The organism is Vibrio sp. QJM3NY_26, from assembly GCF_057786005.1.
Map to the genome: position 1 here is coordinate 525182 of NZ_CM173516.1, position 17067 is coordinate 542248.

The following is a 17067-nucleotide window of genomic DNA, read 5'->3' on the forward strand; positions in this document are numbered from 1 at the left end:
TAGCCATGTTCAAAAATAAGTCATTAGGCACAGCGACTTATCTTTAACACTCCCCTGCCAATAGCAAAGTGAGCGGATGCTAATGTACTCTCGAAGTGAGACTCAACAAATATAAGCACAAACTAATTAGACCCAATAAGAAGGTAAATCATGACTCGACACCTAAAAGGCTCAATACTGTTTCTTTGCGCATTTTCGTTTAACAGCGTAGCTGCTAGCACTCAATGCGACGCGCCAACGGGTTGTGAGAAGAAGTTCTGTGAGATCGAATATCAGATAGAGAAAGCGGAGCAGTACGACAATCAGTACAAAGTAGAGCGATTAACCACAGCGTTGAAAGCGGCGAAAGAGAACTGCACCAATGAAGGTTTGAAGGATGATCTGCGTGAGAAGATTGAATCAAATGAGCAAGATTTGACTGAATACCAAGCCGACCTAGAAGAAGCCAAGAGAGATGACAGAGCTGATAAGATTCGAAAGTATGAAGGTAAGATCGAAAAAGAACTGCGTAAAATCGATAAATTGAAGCAAGAACTGACTGAGATCCCTTAATCGAAGCTAGATACAGAAATGGTCTTACTGCTTTACTGCTTAGTAAGACCATTTAGAAAATACCGCTTTTTGACGACCTCAAGAATCAACCTAGCCAACGCTAGGCCGTTATTATCCTACCAGCGCTAACTCAGACTCTTTATAGATACGGTTAGCCACTTTGTATGCCGCTGGTGAAATCAGTGTCTCTTTGCATCTGCGCTTAAACTGCTCGACTTCAATCGTTTGTTCTTCTAGTAAATAGTACAGCTCACTCAGGTAGTTAGCTTCAAACACAGCTTGACCAAGTGGCGTGCATTCGTATCGGTTCGACTCTTGATAACCAATCACCGTCAGCACAGATTCTGGCAACTCCCAGAACTTAGCAATGGTGTAAGTCAGGCGAATAGAGTAGCTGTTCATCAAACGCTTCAATGCTAATGAGTTAGGTGGAACAGAAGGATCAACATGCTTGAAGGCTTCGACCATCATTTGGAAAATGATCATCTTGCCTAAGTTGCGAATCAACCCAACAAAGTACGCCGCCGCTTGATCTTCTTGGGATGAAGAGTCTTTCATCAACTCCTTAGAAAACGACGCGGTTTGAACGCTGTGGTTCCAAATTTTCTCACCGAAATGACGCCAGTAAATATTGTTGCCCGGCGTGAAGTTCTTCATGTAGCTATTCACAACCCCTTCAACAAGTCCTTGAGAACCCATATTTAGGAATGCTGTTTTTAGGTCGGTTACCTGTTTTTCACTGCGTTTATAGAAAGCACTGTTAGCCAGTTTAATTACATCGGCAGCCATACTCGGCTCGCGCTCAATTACTTTTAGCAATGCATCTACGTCAAATTCGTCACTCTGTAATTCTGCCATTAACGTGGTCACAGAGGCTGGCATCACTGGCAGTTCATTAAGCAAAGCTTTTGGAGAGCGAATCAAGCGTTCAATCTGACAAGCGACAAAATCGCTAAATGGGTCTGACTCTGTTCGCAGGCGAGACTCTCCAAACAAATAATCAAGGAACTCACCATCGTGAAGGCTAAGCGTATTATCGACGATTAATGATGATGGTTGAGCTGACGACGGCGGAACAAAGGTTGAAGACTGAACGGAATCAGTAGCAACGGTTTGTTGTTGCTCTTTTTGGACAGGCTCTGCAGAGGGTTTGTTTTTTGAATCAACAAAAGGTGAGAATAATGCCTGCAATACCCTTTTAAACATCAATACGGCTCCTAGATGAATACAACATAGATAGGGATATATAACGGCGGTGATTATCGCACAGACAACCCATAAACCATACAGTGACAATTGAATCATTAACTATTCAACTGTATAGGATCTGTTACTTAACAGCCTGCGAGACTAGGCCTCCTGTATTCGTCAGAAACAAAAAAGCGAGCACATAACACTGGCTCGCTCTTACATAGGTTAGATGTGTGGCACTGTCTGAAGTTAGCTCTGGGACACTTCCAATACGATCTTACCGACATGCTTTTTCTTCAAGAACTCGTCTTGTGCTTTGTGGATATCAGCGAGCGGATAAGACTGCGCGACGATTGCTTCGATCTGCTGTTTCTCGATACGATTGACTAGATTCTGGAACACTTGTGGTTCTAAAACCGTACAACCAAAAAAGCTGAGATCTTTGAGATACAAAGTTCGTACATCGAGCTCGACCATAGCTCCACCAATTGCGCCAGATACGGCGTAACGGCCACGGGGTTTCAGCACTTCAAGGAACTGAGGCCACTTGTCACCGGCAACTAAGTCGATAACCACATTGACGCTGTTTGCGCCTAACGCTTTAACCAGATCAGCATCACGAGCAACCACTTCATCTGCGCCAAGTTCAAGTAACTGTTGGTTTTTACTTGGGCTAGTAATGGCAATCACATAAGCACCGCGAGCTTTTGCCAGTTGTATAGCAGCCGAGCCCACACCACCCGATGCACCTGAGATAAGCACGCGATCAGCTTCAGCCACGTTGGCACGGGTCAGCATGTTTTCTGCGGTCGAGTAAGAACATGGGAAAGACGCTAGCTCAACATCCGACATGGTGCTGTTCACCGCATAAGCGTGTTTCGCCGCCACTTTGGTGTACTCCGCAAAGCCACCATCGCACTCCGAACCGAAATACCATGGTTGTGGTAAATCTCGTCCGTACACTTCAGTCAGACAAGGTTCAATCAGAACACGTTCACCAATACGATCGGTAGAGACTTCATTCCCAACTGCTACGATAAAACCACACACATCAGCGCCTTGGATACGAGGAAACTGCAACGCTTCACCCGACCAACTTGCGTCGTCTGAGTCATCACTTTTTGAGTACCAGCCGATTCGAGTGTTGATATCCGTGTTGTTTACGCCCGCAGCCATCACTTTGATCAGCACTTCATTAGGTTCAATTTCAGGAACAGCGATACCTTCACGGTAACCAAGCATTTCTGCTCCGCCGTGTCCTAACATCTCTACGCCTTTCATTGTTTTAGGTAGTTCGAATTTCATCGTGTTTCCTCGAGTAATTTTGTCACCATATTCTGTGCTGATGTCACCGCTTCTTCGCCTAATACTGGCCACGCGCTTGATACACCTTCATGAAGTAGAAAAAGCTCTGAAGCCAGATCGTCTCGTTGACTCTGCTTACCCAGAAGTGCTTTTACTTCTCGTTTATGTTCAGTAACAGCTTGGTTAATTATCTCGTTGTCAGGAAAAGCCGCCATCGCATTCATCGACATACAACCGTGCGGCGCATACTCTTCCATCCACTGTTGTAACTTGTTGAAGATATCAAGCATCGACTCAAGGCCACCAGCAGGTACATTTTCTAATAGGAAATTTAGGTAACGGTGATGACGGTGCTCTAAGGCGCCCACTATCATCGCTTCTTTCGATGGAAAATGTTTATAGAGCGTACGTAGGCTCACGTTACACGCCGTCTTCAGTTGAGCCACACTCGGCTCAGCAAACCCTTGTTGGCTAAACGCCACTTCAAGACTTGCTGCAATCTGTTCTCTTAACAAGCTGACCTCTTATACCTAACCAAAGGTAGAATGATTGTTCTACATACATAGTAGAGCGATCATTCTACCCATGTCAATGAGATCTTTTTGTCGTCCTATAAAACAAAAAAATCCCGGATCCAATTAGTAGATGCGGGATTTCAATTATCAAAACCACTAGATTATTGCTTAGTGAAATTAGGATTCAATCAGTGTTAAAGAATCCAAAATCCCTTTTCCACTGTGGATCCCGCCTTCGTTTTCACTGGCTGGTTTGCTGCGGATTAGGTAGCCCGCGTAGCCATCTAGCTCGGTAACGGGTTTGCCTTGATAGTAAGCGGTAAATAGACCGACTTCGCTGACTAAATCTGTTACGAGTGTTTGTTGAGTATCACGCACTGCAATAGTTGGCACCTCTCGCTCATGTGGGTACAAGCGCTGCATGAGTGCCCACGCGTCGTACTCTTCTGGCTTAAGTCGACTAAGTTGCTCGCTGATATCGTCACCGAACACACAATGGCCGCCGCCCTCGCCTTGGTTTTTCAGCACCCACTCTTGCTTGTCGGCTTGCGTGTTAAACCATTCAATCGATTCACTGGTGATTGGTTTCATGTCCGCCAATACACTCTTCACCAATGCAGCCTCTTCTAGTGTTAAACCCCAACGTGCGTATTCTGACGCAGACATCATGGTCAGCAACATTTGCATGGTTTTACTGGTGGCGAGTTGTTGGCTTATCGTCGCATTCATTGCCACATGGTGCTGCTCTATGAACAAACGCGTCTGACTTAGCGTGTGGCAACAAACGGATTCATTAAGCTCAGGCGCCCAGTAGTCTGAATACTGATAACCTGCTCTTAGGTACACAACATCGACTGCGCCAACATCTTGCAAAAGCAGACGTTGGTTATCGCCCGTTGAAAGCTGAGAGCTCAATTGATCGAAGGTACGGCGAACCGTGCGAACACCCTGTTTTTGTAACTCAACTTCAAGTAGGTGTTGGTCATAAACATTGTCTTCGTTCTTCTGTACCACCATCAAGAAAATCGGTTTGCCTTGTTCATTGAAGTCCGCTTTAACTTGCTTGGCAGCACTAGCGATACCATAAGCCAACTGCGTTAAGCCTTGGTTTTCAGCCGGTGTTGCTGACGGTTCTTCCAACCAATGGTTATAAACGTTTGGCCATTGGTTTTGCATGAATGAGTGAAATTCTGTTGCACGTTGACCAAACGGCGCCATCCCTGCAGCAATACCATTAAACTCAATCACTTTTGCGCCGTGTTGGCGATCGTCCATAAAATCAGTACGCATTAACAACAAGGATTGTCGAGCTGGATTCAAGCGCTCATCCACACTGCCATGAGCTTGTTGATGCAACTCCATCAAGCGACCAAAAAACGGATCGGCTTGAGCCATGTCGCTCAATGATGACTGCAAGAAGTCATGATCCTCAGATACGTTACTCACCAACTTAGTCATCAGAGGCGTAACCTTACGTAAGTGCTCATATACCTTACGTTCCATTGTCATTGGTGCGATACTGAAAGGACAATGCCTCGCCGTATTATCGGCCTGACGGAAAGCGACACCATGCATAATTGCCCATTCGCAAGCGTCTTCAATCGTTTGTTGTGAAATCAATGATGCTTTTTCGATATTCATTATTTTTACTCTCAATTATTAATGATTAGCCGTGTCATTCTTCTAATAACACGCCCATCAACTATGCTGTGGCAGCCGACAATCCTAGCTTGCTGCTTAGGTGTTCTTGTTCTTCTTGCGCCTTTTGGGCTAGATATAAATCACGGTAGTCGCCATCTTGAGCAACCAATTCGTGATGCGTGCCGCTTTGAACAATTCGCCCTTTGTTCATCACCAAAATTTGGTCAGCGTGTTTGATCGTTGAAAGTCGGTGCGCCACCGTTATAACCGTTCTGCCTTCTTGGATTTTCTCTAATGCTATCTTCACTGCCTCTTCCGTATCACTATCAATGTTAGCGGTGGCCTCATCTAACAGGAAGATTTTAGGATCATGCGAGAGCGCTCTTGCTAACGCCAACAGCTGTTTCTCACCAACGGAAAACGAAGCTCCACCGTGACTAGGTTGATGGTCATAACCATTGGTTAAACGTTCAATAAATGAGTGCGCTTTGACTTGTTTCGCAGCATCGATAACCTTGGTTCTTGCTGCTCGCTCACGTTCAGCTAGGTAGCTTCCAGCCAGGTCTATGTTCTCAAGCACTGAACCACTGAATATGGTCGGGTCTTGAGACACTAAACCAAACAGTTGGCGCAGTTGCTCCTCTGGGAATGCCGATAAAGGTTGTCCACCCACCAAAATTGCACCCTTTTGATGATCGTAGAAACGCATCAGCAGGTTTATCACCGAACTTTTACCACTTCCGCTATGACCAACAATCGCTGTGAATTGGCCACCTTTAGCCGTAAAACTGACGTCGTTGAGTACTAGCGAACCTTCTTCATAGCTTAATTGAACATCTTTAAACTCAATGTCATACGGCTCTGAAACCTCGACCAACCGGTGAGAATATCGATGATGTTCCGATTCATCATCCAGCAGCTCGAATACACGCTTAGAAGAAACCGTCGCCACCTGTAGCTTTCTTAGTTCCATGGATAACTGGCGGAATGGGTCGAAAAATCGTTCTATATAGTTAAGAAAAGCATACAAAGTACCGACTTCAACGACCGTGCTAAACGAAGCACCAGCAAACCAAGCAACAATGCCCGCAGCCGTTAATGTAGAGACTAAACGAGTGAGCGGGATCAGCATGAAGCTGTCTATTGCGATCGATTTAGCTCTAAATTCAAACCAGCTTTGGTTTTCTTTTTCAAACTTTTCTTTAAACGACTTTTGCTGGCGGAAAGCTTGAATGAACGCCATTCCCTGCAAAGATTCATTCAATCGACCGTTGATGTTACTCACTTGAATGCGAATGCCATCAAATACTGGCATCGAAATTTTTCGATACAAATGCATGGTCATCAGCAGAATTGGGATCAGCACTAAACTCAATAGCATCAAACGCCAATCAAGTAGTGCAATAGCAATGAAGATCACCGTAATACGTAGTGCACCTTGGATAATAGTCGGAAACGTAGAAACAAACATGTTGCGCATCGCTTCGGTATCATTGGTGATGTACGACACCAGTTTACCCGCCGCTAACTTATCAAAAGTATTGATTGGAAAATTGAGCACATGGCTAAACAATTCTCGGCGAATATCATTAACCACCAGCAGTGCACTATGGCGGAATGTAACAGCCTGCAGGTAAGTAAACACGGCGGCAATGATGTAAAACATCATCACTCCCCCAGTTAATATAGCAAGGTGTTGCAACTCAAATGTCTGAGGGACAATCACATCGTCTAAGATAATTTTAGCGAGCCATGGGATCGCCATTTCAGCACTCACGGCAACGGTCAACATCGCAAAGGCTAAGATAAAACGTGCTCTATGTGGCAATGAATAAGCCAACAACCGACGGTACATTGAATTGGCCTTCATATCTGTTTGGCTTTGAGACCGTTGAGTTTTTTGTGTTGGCTTAAACATAACTTGCTCCCGTTTCAACAGCCTTAGAATTAAACGTGTGAGCCGTTTCTGTAACATCGGTAGTGGTCTGAATATCGTCTTTACCGAGCTGGCTTTGACGTTGATAAACCATTGAATACCAACCTTGCTTAGCAACAAGTTCGTGGTGAGAGCCTTGCTCTTCAATTTGACCTTGGTTCAATACCAGAATATGGTCAGCTTCTATCAAGTTGGTTAAGCGTTGAGTGACCAACAACATCGTTTTGTGGCCGTAATGCGCCTTTAAGTTTCGGCGAACCACCACTTCTGTTTTCATGTCCAACGCACTGAACGGGTCATCAAGCAATAAAATATCGGCACCTGAAAGTAATGCTCTCGCAAGGGTTAACCTTTGCTTTTGACCTCCAGACAAATTACTACCACCTTCGCGTAGTTCAGTATCAAACCCATCAGCCATAGCTTCAATCTCAGCTTGAATACCAGCCATTTTCGCCACATGCTTAATCTCTTCATCGGTAGCGTCCGGCTTTGCTAACGCAATGTTTTCAGCAATCGTCCCTGAGAATAAAAATGGTTTTTGAGGAACCCACGTCACTTTGCTTCGCAACGAATCAAACGTCAGGTCATCGATCGAATTACCGTCCAATGCCATCTTCGAATTTCCGTCCAACGGAAACTGCCTCATCAACAATTGCAACAGCGTACTCTTCCCACCACCAGTCGGGCCCGTAATGCCGACTAAACCGCCTTCACTCACGCTGAATTTGATCGCTTCTAACGTTCGTCTATTTGCACCTTGGTGAGTAAATGAATGAATGTTGACGTCAAGGCTTGATCTCACGTCGTCTGATAGGGTTTTCGTCCCTTCAGTTACGTCTTCAGGCTCTGACAATAGGCTGTCGAGGCGTTCCCATGATTTACTGCCACGTTGGAATACATTGAACTGCCAACCAAACTGTAAGAATGGTCCTAGCAACTGACCAAGATACAAAGTGAACGTTGTGAACAAGCCCACCGTAATGCTGCCTTGCTCAATTAACCAAGCGCCATAACCCAATGAAATCACAAACGACAAGCCATAAACCAATTGGATCGTTGGAGCAAATGCCGAATCCACCTTTGCCACTTTAAGGTTCGCTTCCAACGTCTCATCTAACGTCTTACCAAAACGTTGCTCTTGTCGTTGACCAATACCATGTGAACGGACGGCGCGAATACCAGCAACGGTTTCACGAGTCTCTTCGCTTAGTTCAGAGAAGCTCGCTTGCGCATGTCCAAAGGCGGTATGTAAACGAGCACCATAACGACGAGTAAAGTAAACCAACAACGGGAATGGTAATAACGCCACAGCGGTTAAGTGACCACTGACGACAAAAATCATCCCGAAGATCACGGTAAAACCAGCGATAAGAGAGTCAACCAGCGTCATGATGCCCATGCCTGTCGCCTCTTCCACTGCATTAAGATCATTAGTCGCATGCGCCATCAAATCTCCCGTACTGCGACGAGAATAAAATGATGGCGATAAGCGTGAGAACTTATGGAAAAGCTCGCTACGCATGACTCGTGTAATGCCAATCGCCGCGCCATAGAGTTTGCTCTGCCATACATAACGCAACCCGTACATGGCAAATGCCGAACCCGCTATACCACCCACATAAAGCATGAGCAATGATAGAGTCAGTTCACCATCACTGATGCTATCAACGATGCGACCAATCAGCCATGAGGGTACTAGGTTGAACAATGCGACCACTTGTAAAACAACAAAGGCGATCAAATATTGGCGGCTGAACATTTTAATGTAGCCACGTAATTTCCAAAGAATATCCATAACTTGTTAAACCATCATTTCTTGTTGTTTGCAGTCGCGCTGTAGTTGATTTTGCTTTTTCAAAAAATCATCAAAGCTGATGTCTGGCTGCCTTTCCATTTGTTGTTGCTTGGAAAGCGATTCATCAACCAACGCTGTTAAGTTGTCCATTTTTTCCGTCTCAACTTGGTGTTGCAAATGCACTAACAAGTGCTCATCAGAAAGACGTTGCATTAAGCCTTGATGACTCAATCCTTGGTTTTTCATTTGTGCCAACAGTTTTGCCGAAGGGGTTAAGTCACTGTTTTGCAGTTTCATACGTTCACTGAAGATACTGGTTTGGTATGAATCCGTAGAAAAAGCATCATCAAACAGCGCTGCTATTTGTTGGATAGCGTCCAACAGATCAAGCCCCAAAGTTTCTAATGACACTTCGCCTTCTAATGTAGGAAGTGTTAAGTCCGGTTTTCGGCCTTGTGTTGCCACGGATTCTTGACGTTGAACGACAATGGCGCGTTCCTCTTCGGTCAACTCGGGGCTTGGCGCTAATGCACTGTAAACCAAAAAAAGATCCAAAAAGTGGCTCTGCTCTTGCGCAATACCAAGTGGTAAATATGGATTGTTATCCATGCTGCGCAGCTCAACATATTGCACACCGTAATGACACATTGCATACAAAGGGCGCAGTGTATCGTTAACGATTTTTGGTCGCACCGAGCCATACAATTCGTTTTCCAGCTGTAACACAGAACCATTCATTTGCTGATCGATGTCTAGATGTAAGTAGCGCTCACTTGGACGAGTCAAAGCGTTATACAAATCAGATAAATACTGCTGCCTGTTATTAAAACTGATTGGGTACGATGACTGCTCATCACTGCTGTAACCGAGATTACTCAGACGCAATGATGTCGCCCACGGTAAGTAACAAGTCTCGTCATCAAACACTTCAAGCGCATGTGCTTTGCCTTGCAAATAACTGTTATCTACCGCAGGGGAAGCACCAAATAAATAGGGTACTAACCAACCATGACGCAGCACGTTGCGAATCATATGAAAGTAGCGTTCAGAAACGAATGCTTCCAGAGGCATTTGAGCGACACTGCTATCGATGCTCTTCTGGTGATCGTACAGCGCAATCCAAAATGCTTCCGGCAGAGAAAAGTTGTAATGAATTCCAGAGATAAGCTGCATGCGTTTGCCATAACGATTGGCTAACCCTTCTCGATAACGTTTTTTCAGTAGGCCAGCATTCGAAGTGCCATAGCTAGCGATTCTAATCGCGCCCTCACTTTCTGCCTCATCATTCGGCAATTGTGGTGGCATGCTCGCACCCCATAAGGTTTCACCCTCAGGTAAGCGAGTCGCAACAAAATGATGCAGTGAAGCAAGCGAATCGAATGTCGCAGTTCGGTCATCCATCGCAGGAGTCACTAACTCTAATTGAGCCTCGGCAAAATCAGTGGTGATATAAGGATGTGTGAGCGCAGAACCAAGTTCGACTGGATGAGTTTTATCTGAGATACCACCGGTCGCTTGTGTGCGAATTAACTCACGTTCAATACCGCGACGGATACCCGCCAAAGAAGCATGAACTTGTTCATTTTGTAGGAAGGAAGCGAGATTGGCTTCAATTTTTAATACTTGATTATTTTTCATTGTTTCGTCTTAAAAAAGCTATAGCAACGTAATTAAGACGAGGCTCATAATAAAAAGACGAAATAAAAACAAAAAAATATCCAACTAGTTTCTAATTCGATATTTTTCTTTTAATTTTCAATAAGTAACTAATATTGACTCTTAATTATATTATCGTTTATTATTGAATCTGTTCGATGATCAAATCGCGAAGCCACTTATGGCTCGGCTCTGAATCGAAGTATTTGTGCCATAGCAAGAACAAGCCTCCTGGCACCAAATCGACTGGAACAGGCTTCATCACCAGTTCACCGCTATCAATGTAATCACGTACCGAGTTGTATGGATAACACATCAGTAAATCACTCTGCTTACACAATTTAATGGCGCTGGTGATGTCTGACACGTTAGCGGCTTTATTGATTTCCAACTGCTTAGAGTTCAGCACTTCCATCAATAGCCAATCCCCCGCTCCGCCCGTCACCAACTGTATGTGTCGATACTTCAAGAAGGTGTCGAGGTTCCACTCTTCCTTTAACGCCGGATGGTCATTTCGCATCAAACACACAGAATAGTCCAAGCACAGTTCTACGTAATCCAGATCATCGGGAATACACTGCACATGGGTAGATGCTCGCTCATCGAGCTCAAAAATACCGATGCCAAAATCCACTTCACGTTTTAGCAAACGCTTGAAGCTGTCGCTGCTCCACGTTGAGCTGTTGATGGTAATGTGAGGCGCTTCCGCGAGAGCAGTCGGCATGAAGTGCGGATAAATCGCGGTGTAGGCAGTTTCAACAAGGTCTATAGTGAAGGTACGCTCACTGGCTTTAGGATCGAAAACTTCGGGAACGGTCAGCTTTTCAATTTGCAGTAGGATTTGGTGGACCTTAGGTGCCAAAGCGAGTGCTTTGGGCGTTGGGAACAACCCCTTTGATTCACGCTCAAACAGCGGATCATCAAACAAAGCTCTGAGTTTAGTGAGCTGTTTACTTACCGCTGACTGGCTCAAAAAGAGTCGATCTGCCGTTTTACTCACGCTTCGCTCTTCAATCAGAACGTGTAAGCAAAGCAGCAAATTCATATCGCATTTAAGTAAGCTTTTAACATCTACCATGATATTCCCTAAATTCAGGTTAATGATGATTAATTGTCACTTTAAATCATATCATTGTCTTGGTAAATTTAGCGCATGTGAGTTAATACACTCAAAGAATAATAGAATTAAGGAATACTCATGGATTTTCTAGCACTACCAAAGATTGATTTACACTGCCACCTAGACGGAAGTGTTCGTCCAGATACGATTATTGACCTAGCAAAACAGTACAATATCGAACTACCTGAAGATCGCGATGCGGTTGTTCAATCTCTAACGGTGCCAGAAGATTGTAAAAACTTAGATGAGTACCTGGCTTGTTTCAGCCTGCCATTACAAGTAATGCAGACTGAAGAAGCGATTGAACGTATCTCTTTCGAGCTTTACGAAGACGCTGCACTAGAAAACGTTAAGTACCTAGAAGTTCGCTTTGCGCCAATTCTGCACGTAAACAAAGGTCTGTCTCTTGATGCAATAATCGCTAGTGCAGTTAAAGGCATGAAGCGTGCTGAAGAGAAATACGACATCAAAGGCAACTACATCATGTCTGTGCTTCGTATGTTCCCTAAAGACTCTATCAAAGACGTGATCGATGCAGGTCAACCTTACCTAGGTAAAGGTGTTGTAGCATTTGATATCGCTGGCGGTGAAAAGCCAGGCTTCTGCGCTGAATTCCCTGAGTACACACAGTACGCTCTTGAAAAAGGCTACCGCATTACCGTGCACGCTGGTGAGCAATGGCATGGTCAAAACGTTTACGATGCGGTTACTTTGCTAGACGCTGAGCGTATCGGCCACGGTGTTCACATCCAAGGTAACGAAGACGCGTACAACATCGTGAAAGAAAAGCAGGTTGCGCTTGAGACTTGCCCAACAAGTAACGTTCAAACTAAATGTATTCACAAATTCAGCGACCACCCAATTGCTGAATTCAAGAAAGACGGCATCGTTGTGACTATCAACACAGACAACCGCACTGTGTCGAACACCACTATGACCAACGAAGTGAAGCGTGTGTGTGAAACTTTCGGTCTAACAAAAGAAGACTACGCAGAGATCTACAAGTACTCTGTGGAGAGCGCTTTTGCTTCAGACGAAGTGAAACAACACCTAATGGGTTTCGTTGAGCAAATCTAATTTAACAAAGCGCGCCTTTTGCTGAATAGCTGGGCTCACTTAGTATTAGTGCTTAAAGGCACAAAACAGGAAGAGAAAGGCTTAGGCTTTTCTCTTTTTTTATGTCTGTATCTCCGTATTCTAATGCCCATGTTGACTAGTGAGATGCAAACAATGAAAACAGAACTCCAGAAAATGCTATCCGGCGAAATTTTTGATGGCGCAGACCATGAGATAGACCACATGCGTACTCACGCGAGCAAGGCTCTATCAGACTTCAATCAATGTTCAGACGATACTCAGCAGCCAAGCCTTCAAGCTAATCTATTTGGTAAAGTAGGCAGCAGCGTTGTCCGACCTCCTTTTCATTGCGAGTTTGGTAAAACCATTGAGATCGGTGACAACACCTTTATCAACATGAACGTTGTCATGCTTGACGGCGCCAATATCAGAATTGGTAACAATGTATTGGTGGGGCCAAGTGCTCAATTTTACACAGCCTCTCACTCATTGGATCACCTCAGTCGCCGTAAGTGGGAAACGTTTTGTCTACCTATTACAGTCGAAGATGATGTCTGGATTGGCGGAAACTCGGTGATTAACCAAGGCGTGACGATTGGTGCTCGCTCTGTTATCGCAGCTAACTCTGTGGTCAATAGTGATGTGCCACCAGACTGCTTATACGGAGGCACGCCAGCCAAGTTGATTCGACATTTGAATACCGAGCAACAAAGCGACTAGTTCAGCTATAATCTAAATCTAAAGAAGGCCATGTTTATCACTTAACATGGCCTTTCTTCCATTGATAAGGTGTAATCCCATTGACTCGCTTAAACGATCTTATAAATTGGGAGGCATCTGCGTATCCCAAGTGAAGCGCAATATCTGAGATCGAATAATCTTGCTCAGTCATAACGCGCTTGGCGAATTCAAAAGACAGAGCCTCTTTGATGCTTCGAAAGGTCGTACCCTCTTCACTAAGCGCCCTTTGGATTCTGCGCTTACCCATTCGGTTAATCTGACCAAACATCACCAAATCTACGTCTACTCGGCCGATATAAGGAAGTAATGCTTGTGTCACCTTGAAGGTTGAGGTCGTCGTCATTGCCAACGCTTTAATTGAACAATCTCGATCTAAGGGGTTATACGAAATGCACGTCTCAGTTTGACCTAAGTACTGTGGCGTTTCCGTTTGTATTCTCAACTCACTTAACGCACTAGCCGACACTGAAACTAAGTCGTAACGAATCGGCTTATCTATATCAGCCTGCTGAGCTTTAAAATAGGCGTGGCTATATACGATCAAAAACAGCTCAGCTTCAATACCATTGAGCGAGCTATTAGATACTTGAAACGAAAGCTTTAATGACTGTGAAGACGATTCGACTGACCATTGTTCAAACGGAAAAAGGGACAGAAAAGCGTGAGCTGAAAGGTTGTAAAAATCGAGTTCGAAAACAGCTCGTTCAGCACTGCCTAATAACACAAAAACAAACACCTCAGATGGTAATACCTTCCTCAAACCCTCTAAGAAATGAGTAAACACATTAAACGAGACATATTGAGCAGCTGAAGTATCCATTGAGAACGGCACGCTCACTTGAACTGCGAGCGCTTCTATCGCGGCATGATATGGAGCTAATGACTTATCTTCTCGCACGCACTGCTGGAAATGACTCACAACACTCTTCGCAATCAATGGTAATTCAAGCATCAGTTCACGATTCCTTTGTCTTGTTCAAATAGGTCAAACCCAAAACTCAACCCAATATCGACATCAATTTCTACATCAACACAGTCTAAGTTCAGTGGCACAAAATGCACATTTTACTTTTCTAGCTTAGCTACTATTACCTCAAGTTAACAAGAGGCGCTTTAAGTTTTTAGCATTAAGGCGAAATCACAATTCAGGACGTAACACTTTGATTACAAAGTATGACAGGGTTATCAATTTTAAATAACTCAACGATACCGTCAGGGTCTACTATTAAATCTAGGCATAAATATAAATGGACTTAAGCCAGTAATTGAGAGGTTTTCATGTTTAAAAAGATAACGTTAGTAGCAGCAAGCATTGCAATGAGTGTTGGTGTTGCACAGGCAAGTGTTGAGAGTAAAACTTGGCCTGCATCGGACAAGGCTAAAACATTTGTTCAAGACACCATTGTCATTGGTATGCTCGCGAGCCCATATGGAGCGGGCTGGAGTGACGACCAACAATTATTGGATTACTTCCAAGGTGCACGTGACGCGGGTATTACAGGGCATGAATACACCATTACTGCTGCCGACCACAACTTTGATGACTTCTTGTTCCACCATCACAAGCATCGTTCTGTGATGGCAAAACAACCTGATAAGTTCATCGTTGCCCACTCTAATCACGATATTGAAAAAGCCCATACAGAAAGAAAGACTGCCGTTCTATGGAATAGCCAAACTGCGACAATTTTGGAAGAAGATGTCACCAAGATGGCGATCCTTAAAGATATGGGTCTCAAAAGCATGATCTTGTCTTATAACGACATTTTCAGAACAGGTTCGGGACAACTGGCTGCATATAATGGCAGAGACATCGGCTTAACATCTTGGGGAGAGTCTGTTATCGATTCGATGGTCGAGTATCAGGTGATTCTAGATCTCAGCCATACAGGCTCAAAAACGGCTAACGATGCCATGGGCTATATGGAAGAAAACTACCCTGATGTGCCATTTGTATACACCCACTCTGTGCCTGCCGGTTTATACAAAAACGAAGCGAATGCGACACCAAAAGGCTGCTACCGTGCCATTCCTGATGATGAAGCAATACGCGCAGCTAAATCAGGAGGCTACGTTGCTCCAACCTTCACGGAATGGATGATGGACGGCGTTTGGCCTGAAGATATCTCTCCAGTTCAAGCTGCCGATATGATCGACTACTACGTAAAATTGGTCGGCGTTGACCACGTAGGTATCGCCACCGATGACATGTTCTCAACTGACATGGTGGTTGATTTCGCAACCAAGAACGCGAAAATGTACGACGATGGTGGTTACATGATCGAGGCGTTCAACAAAGGCGCGACGGGCAATGGTGAATTAGCGAAGATCCTTGCAGCCATCACCGATGAACTGTGGAAACGTGGCTACAGCAATGATGATCTTGCGAAGATCTACGGCGGTAACAAGATGAGAGTTTACGCTCAAGTTTCTGAAGGTGCAGACCCCGACAAGTTCCAAAAAGAGTATACAAAACGCCTAAAAGAACTAACCAAGTTAAGAAATGAAAACTTAGCCATGTAGCTCGCAACTAACAAAGCTCAAGCATTCGAGGCACGTCCTATTGGGCGTGCTTTTTTATTTAACATCTTGTAGACAACATCCTCATTCAGCCGCTATATATCGAAGAAAGAGAATGAAGTCACACACCCAGAAGTAACCCTCGAATTCGCCCTCCAAAACACCCTATTTCTCATAATCTACTTGGCCTTCTATGTTAGAATTAACGGCTGGTTCGGAATGCGCTGAGTATCTGATTTAGTTAACTATAATTTAATCACCATGAGTGCTTTTTTAAGTTTTTAGAATGAAAAAATATGAATTAGTTGTCCAAGATATTGTTAGCAAGATCTGCCAAAACAGTATCAATCATAAGCTTCCTGCAGAAAGGGAACTCTCTGAAATATATGGCTTATCTCGATTTACTATTCGAAAAGCGCTAGCCAAACTAGAAGCGATTGGCATGGTGACATCTAAGGTGGGCTCAGGGTATTTTGTTAATACATCTTTGGTTGGAACCCCTCTAGTTTATAACTCGATTACTGAAAACAGCTTTGAAGAAATATCTTATAAAAAGATTCAATTGAATAAGACGTTACCAAACAATCACGAACAGCAAATATTTTCTTTACGTGATGATGAATATATTTGGAAGATCAAACGTCTTAGGTTAATTAATAATAAAGTCGTTCAAATTGAAGAAACAAAAATACCTGTCAGTATCTTTCATGAAATGAACACAGACATCATCGAGAGTTCGCTTCAAAAACACGCACTCGCTCAAGGCTTAGAGATCGACAGTTACTTAACGACTTATCAAGCCATCAACGTATCCAAAGATGATGCCGATTTACTGGGCTGTAAGAAGAATGTCGCGGCAATGAACATCACCAACCGTGGCTTCCTTACCTCTGGCGAATTGTTCATCGTCAGTGACATTATCGACATCAACTATCAATGCACTTATCACACGCCTTTTAACAACGAGAGCATGAATTTCAGAGATAAAAATAGCCGCTAGTGCGGCTAAATTTTAATT

At 44.1% G+C, this 17067-nt stretch carries 14 protein-coding genes; 5 read left to right on the top strand and 9 right to left on the bottom strand.

Translation table 11 applies throughout. The annotated features are described in order from the left end of the window. The first annotated feature begins 150 nt into the window (after positions 1-150). A complete protein-coding gene (locus AC3CH4_RS17695) occupies positions 151-552 on the top strand; it encodes a DUF1090 domain-containing protein (RefSeq protein ID WP_488544167.1) in 402 nt (133 codons plus the stop codon). Between the two features lie 111 nt (positions 553-663). Here the strand turns inward: AC3CH4_RS17695 and AC3CH4_RS17700 are convergent, their stop codons facing one another. The 8 genes from AC3CH4_RS17700 to AC3CH4_RS17735 all read right to left on the bottom strand — a co-directional run bounded on the left by AC3CH4_RS17700 (position 664) and on the right by AC3CH4_RS17735 (position 11669). Then, the gene (locus tag AC3CH4_RS17700; protein WP_488544168.1) at positions 664-1758 is read right to left on the bottom strand and encodes an HDOD domain-containing protein; all 1095 of its coding nucleotides are present in this window, start codon (positions 1756-1758) and stop codon (positions 664-666) included. Between the two features lie 234 nt (positions 1759-1992). Then, positions 1993-3048 (bottom strand): alcohol dehydrogenase family protein, encoded by a 1056-nt coding sequence (locus tag AC3CH4_RS17705; protein ID WP_488544169.1) that lies wholly within the window; start codon positions 3046-3048, stop codon positions 1993-1995. Continuing rightward, a complete protein-coding gene (locus AC3CH4_RS17710) occupies positions 3045-3563 on the bottom strand; it encodes a TetR/AcrR family transcriptional regulator (protein WP_135454218.1) in 519 nt (172 codons plus the stop codon). The genes AC3CH4_RS17705 and AC3CH4_RS17710 overlap by 4 nt, the downstream gene beginning before the upstream one ends. Positions 3564-3740: 177 nt before the next feature. Continuing rightward, positions 3741-5204: a glutathione synthase gene (locus tag AC3CH4_RS17715; protein ID WP_488544170.1), complete on the bottom strand. Its 1464-nt coding sequence runs from the start codon at positions 5202-5204 to the stop codon at positions 3741-3743. A 61-nt stretch (positions 5205-5265) separates the two neighbouring features. Then, positions 5266-7074, bottom strand: a complete 1809-nt coding sequence (locus AC3CH4_RS17720; RefSeq protein WP_488544356.1) for an ABC transporter ATP-binding protein — start codon at positions 7072-7074, stop codon at positions 5266-5268. A gap of 40 nt (positions 7075-7114) precedes the next feature. Next, positions 7115-8935, bottom strand: coding sequence for an ABC transporter ATP-binding protein (locus AC3CH4_RS17725; RefSeq protein ID WP_341634254.1), 1821 nt, complete (start codon positions 8933-8935; stop codon positions 7115-7117). A 6-nt stretch (positions 8936-8941) separates the two neighbouring features. Next, positions 8942-10573 carry a glutamate--cysteine ligase gene (gene gshA / locus AC3CH4_RS17730; RefSeq protein WP_488544171.1) on the bottom strand — a complete coding sequence of 544 codons (1632 nt, stop codon included), beginning with the start codon at positions 10571-10573 and terminating at the stop codon, positions 8942-8944. A gap of 160 nt (positions 10574-10733) precedes the next feature. Beyond that, positions 10734-11669, bottom strand: a complete 936-nt coding sequence (locus AC3CH4_RS17735; RefSeq protein ID WP_017075712.1) for a LysR substrate-binding domain-containing protein — start codon at positions 11667-11669, stop codon at positions 10734-10736. Positions 11670-11789: 120 nt separating this feature from the next. Between AC3CH4_RS17735 and add the strand changes: the two genes are divergently transcribed. Together add and AC3CH4_RS17745 are read left to right on the top strand one after the other, a co-directional pair. Next, on the top strand, positions 11790-12788 hold the full coding sequence (add, locus tag AC3CH4_RS17740; protein ID WP_488544172.1) for an adenosine deaminase: 999 nt from the start codon (positions 11790-11792) through the stop codon (positions 12786-12788). Between the two features lie 153 nt (positions 12789-12941). Then, complete coding sequence (locus AC3CH4_RS17745) at positions 12942-13508, top strand: sugar O-acetyltransferase (RefSeq protein ID WP_114635754.1); 567 nt, start codon at positions 12942-12944, stop codon at positions 13506-13508. Between the two features lie 37 nt (positions 13509-13545). Here the strand turns inward: AC3CH4_RS17745 and AC3CH4_RS17750 are convergent, their stop codons facing one another. Then, positions 13546-14481, bottom strand: a complete 936-nt coding sequence (locus AC3CH4_RS17750) for a helix-turn-helix domain-containing protein (RefSeq protein WP_171307503.1) — start codon at positions 14479-14481, stop codon at positions 13546-13548. A 326-nt stretch (positions 14482-14807) separates the two neighbouring features. Between AC3CH4_RS17750 and AC3CH4_RS17755 the strand changes: the two genes are divergently transcribed. Together AC3CH4_RS17755 and AC3CH4_RS17760 are read left to right on the top strand one after the other, a co-directional pair. Beyond that, the gene (locus tag AC3CH4_RS17755) at positions 14808-16052 is read left to right on the top strand and encodes a membrane dipeptidase (RefSeq protein ID WP_488544173.1); all 1245 of its coding nucleotides are present in this window, start codon (positions 14808-14810) and stop codon (positions 16050-16052) included. A gap of 283 nt (positions 16053-16335) precedes the next feature. Beyond that, positions 16336-17049: a GntR family transcriptional regulator gene (locus tag AC3CH4_RS17760; protein WP_054545974.1), complete on the top strand. Its 714-nt coding sequence runs from the start codon at positions 16336-16338 to the stop codon at positions 17047-17049. The last annotated feature ends 18 nt before the right edge of the window (positions 17050-17067 follow it).

Coding starts and splice junctions, on each gene's coding strand:
- AC3CH4_RS17695 (WP_488544167.1), top strand. CDS start 151: ATGACTCGACACCTAAAAGGCTCAATACTGTTTCTTTGCGCATTTTCG.
- AC3CH4_RS17700 (WP_488544168.1), bottom strand. CDS start 1,758: ATGTTTAAAAGGGTATTGCAGGCATTATTCTCACCTTTTGTTGATTCA.
- AC3CH4_RS17705 (WP_488544169.1), bottom strand. CDS start 3,048: ATGAAATTCGAACTACCTAAAACAATGAAAGGCGTAGAGATGTTAGGA.
- AC3CH4_RS17715 (WP_488544170.1), bottom strand. CDS start 5,204: ATGAATATCGAAAAAGCATCATTGATTTCACAACAAACGATTGAAGAC.
- AC3CH4_RS17720 (WP_488544356.1), bottom strand. CDS start 7,074: ATGAAGGCCAATTCAATGTACCGTCGGTTGTTGGCTTATTCATTGCCA.
- AC3CH4_RS17725 (WP_341634254.1), bottom strand. CDS start 8,935: ATGGATATTCTTTGGAAATTACGTGGCTACATTAAAATGTTCAGCCGC.
- gshA (WP_488544171.1), bottom strand. CDS start 10,573: ATGAAAAATAATCAAGTATTAAAAATTGAAGCCAATCTCGCTTCCTTC.
- AC3CH4_RS17735 (WP_017075712.1), bottom strand. CDS start 11,669: ATGGTAGATGTTAAAAGCTTACTTAAATGCGATATGAATTTGCTGCTT.
- add (WP_488544172.1), top strand. CDS start 11,790: ATGGATTTTCTAGCACTACCAAAGATTGATTTACACTGCCACCTAGAC.
- AC3CH4_RS17745 (WP_114635754.1), top strand. CDS start 12,942: ATGAAAACAGAACTCCAGAAAATGCTATCCGGCGAAATTTTTGATGGC.
- AC3CH4_RS17750 (WP_171307503.1), bottom strand. CDS start 14,481: ATGCTTGAATTACCATTGATTGCGAAGAGTGTTGTGAGTCATTTCCAG.
- AC3CH4_RS17755 (WP_488544173.1), top strand. CDS start 14,808: ATGTTTAAAAAGATAACGTTAGTAGCAGCAAGCATTGCAATGAGTGTT.
- AC3CH4_RS17760 (WP_054545974.1), top strand. CDS start 16,336: ATGAAAAAATATGAATTAGTTGTCCAAGATATTGTTAGCAAGATCTGC.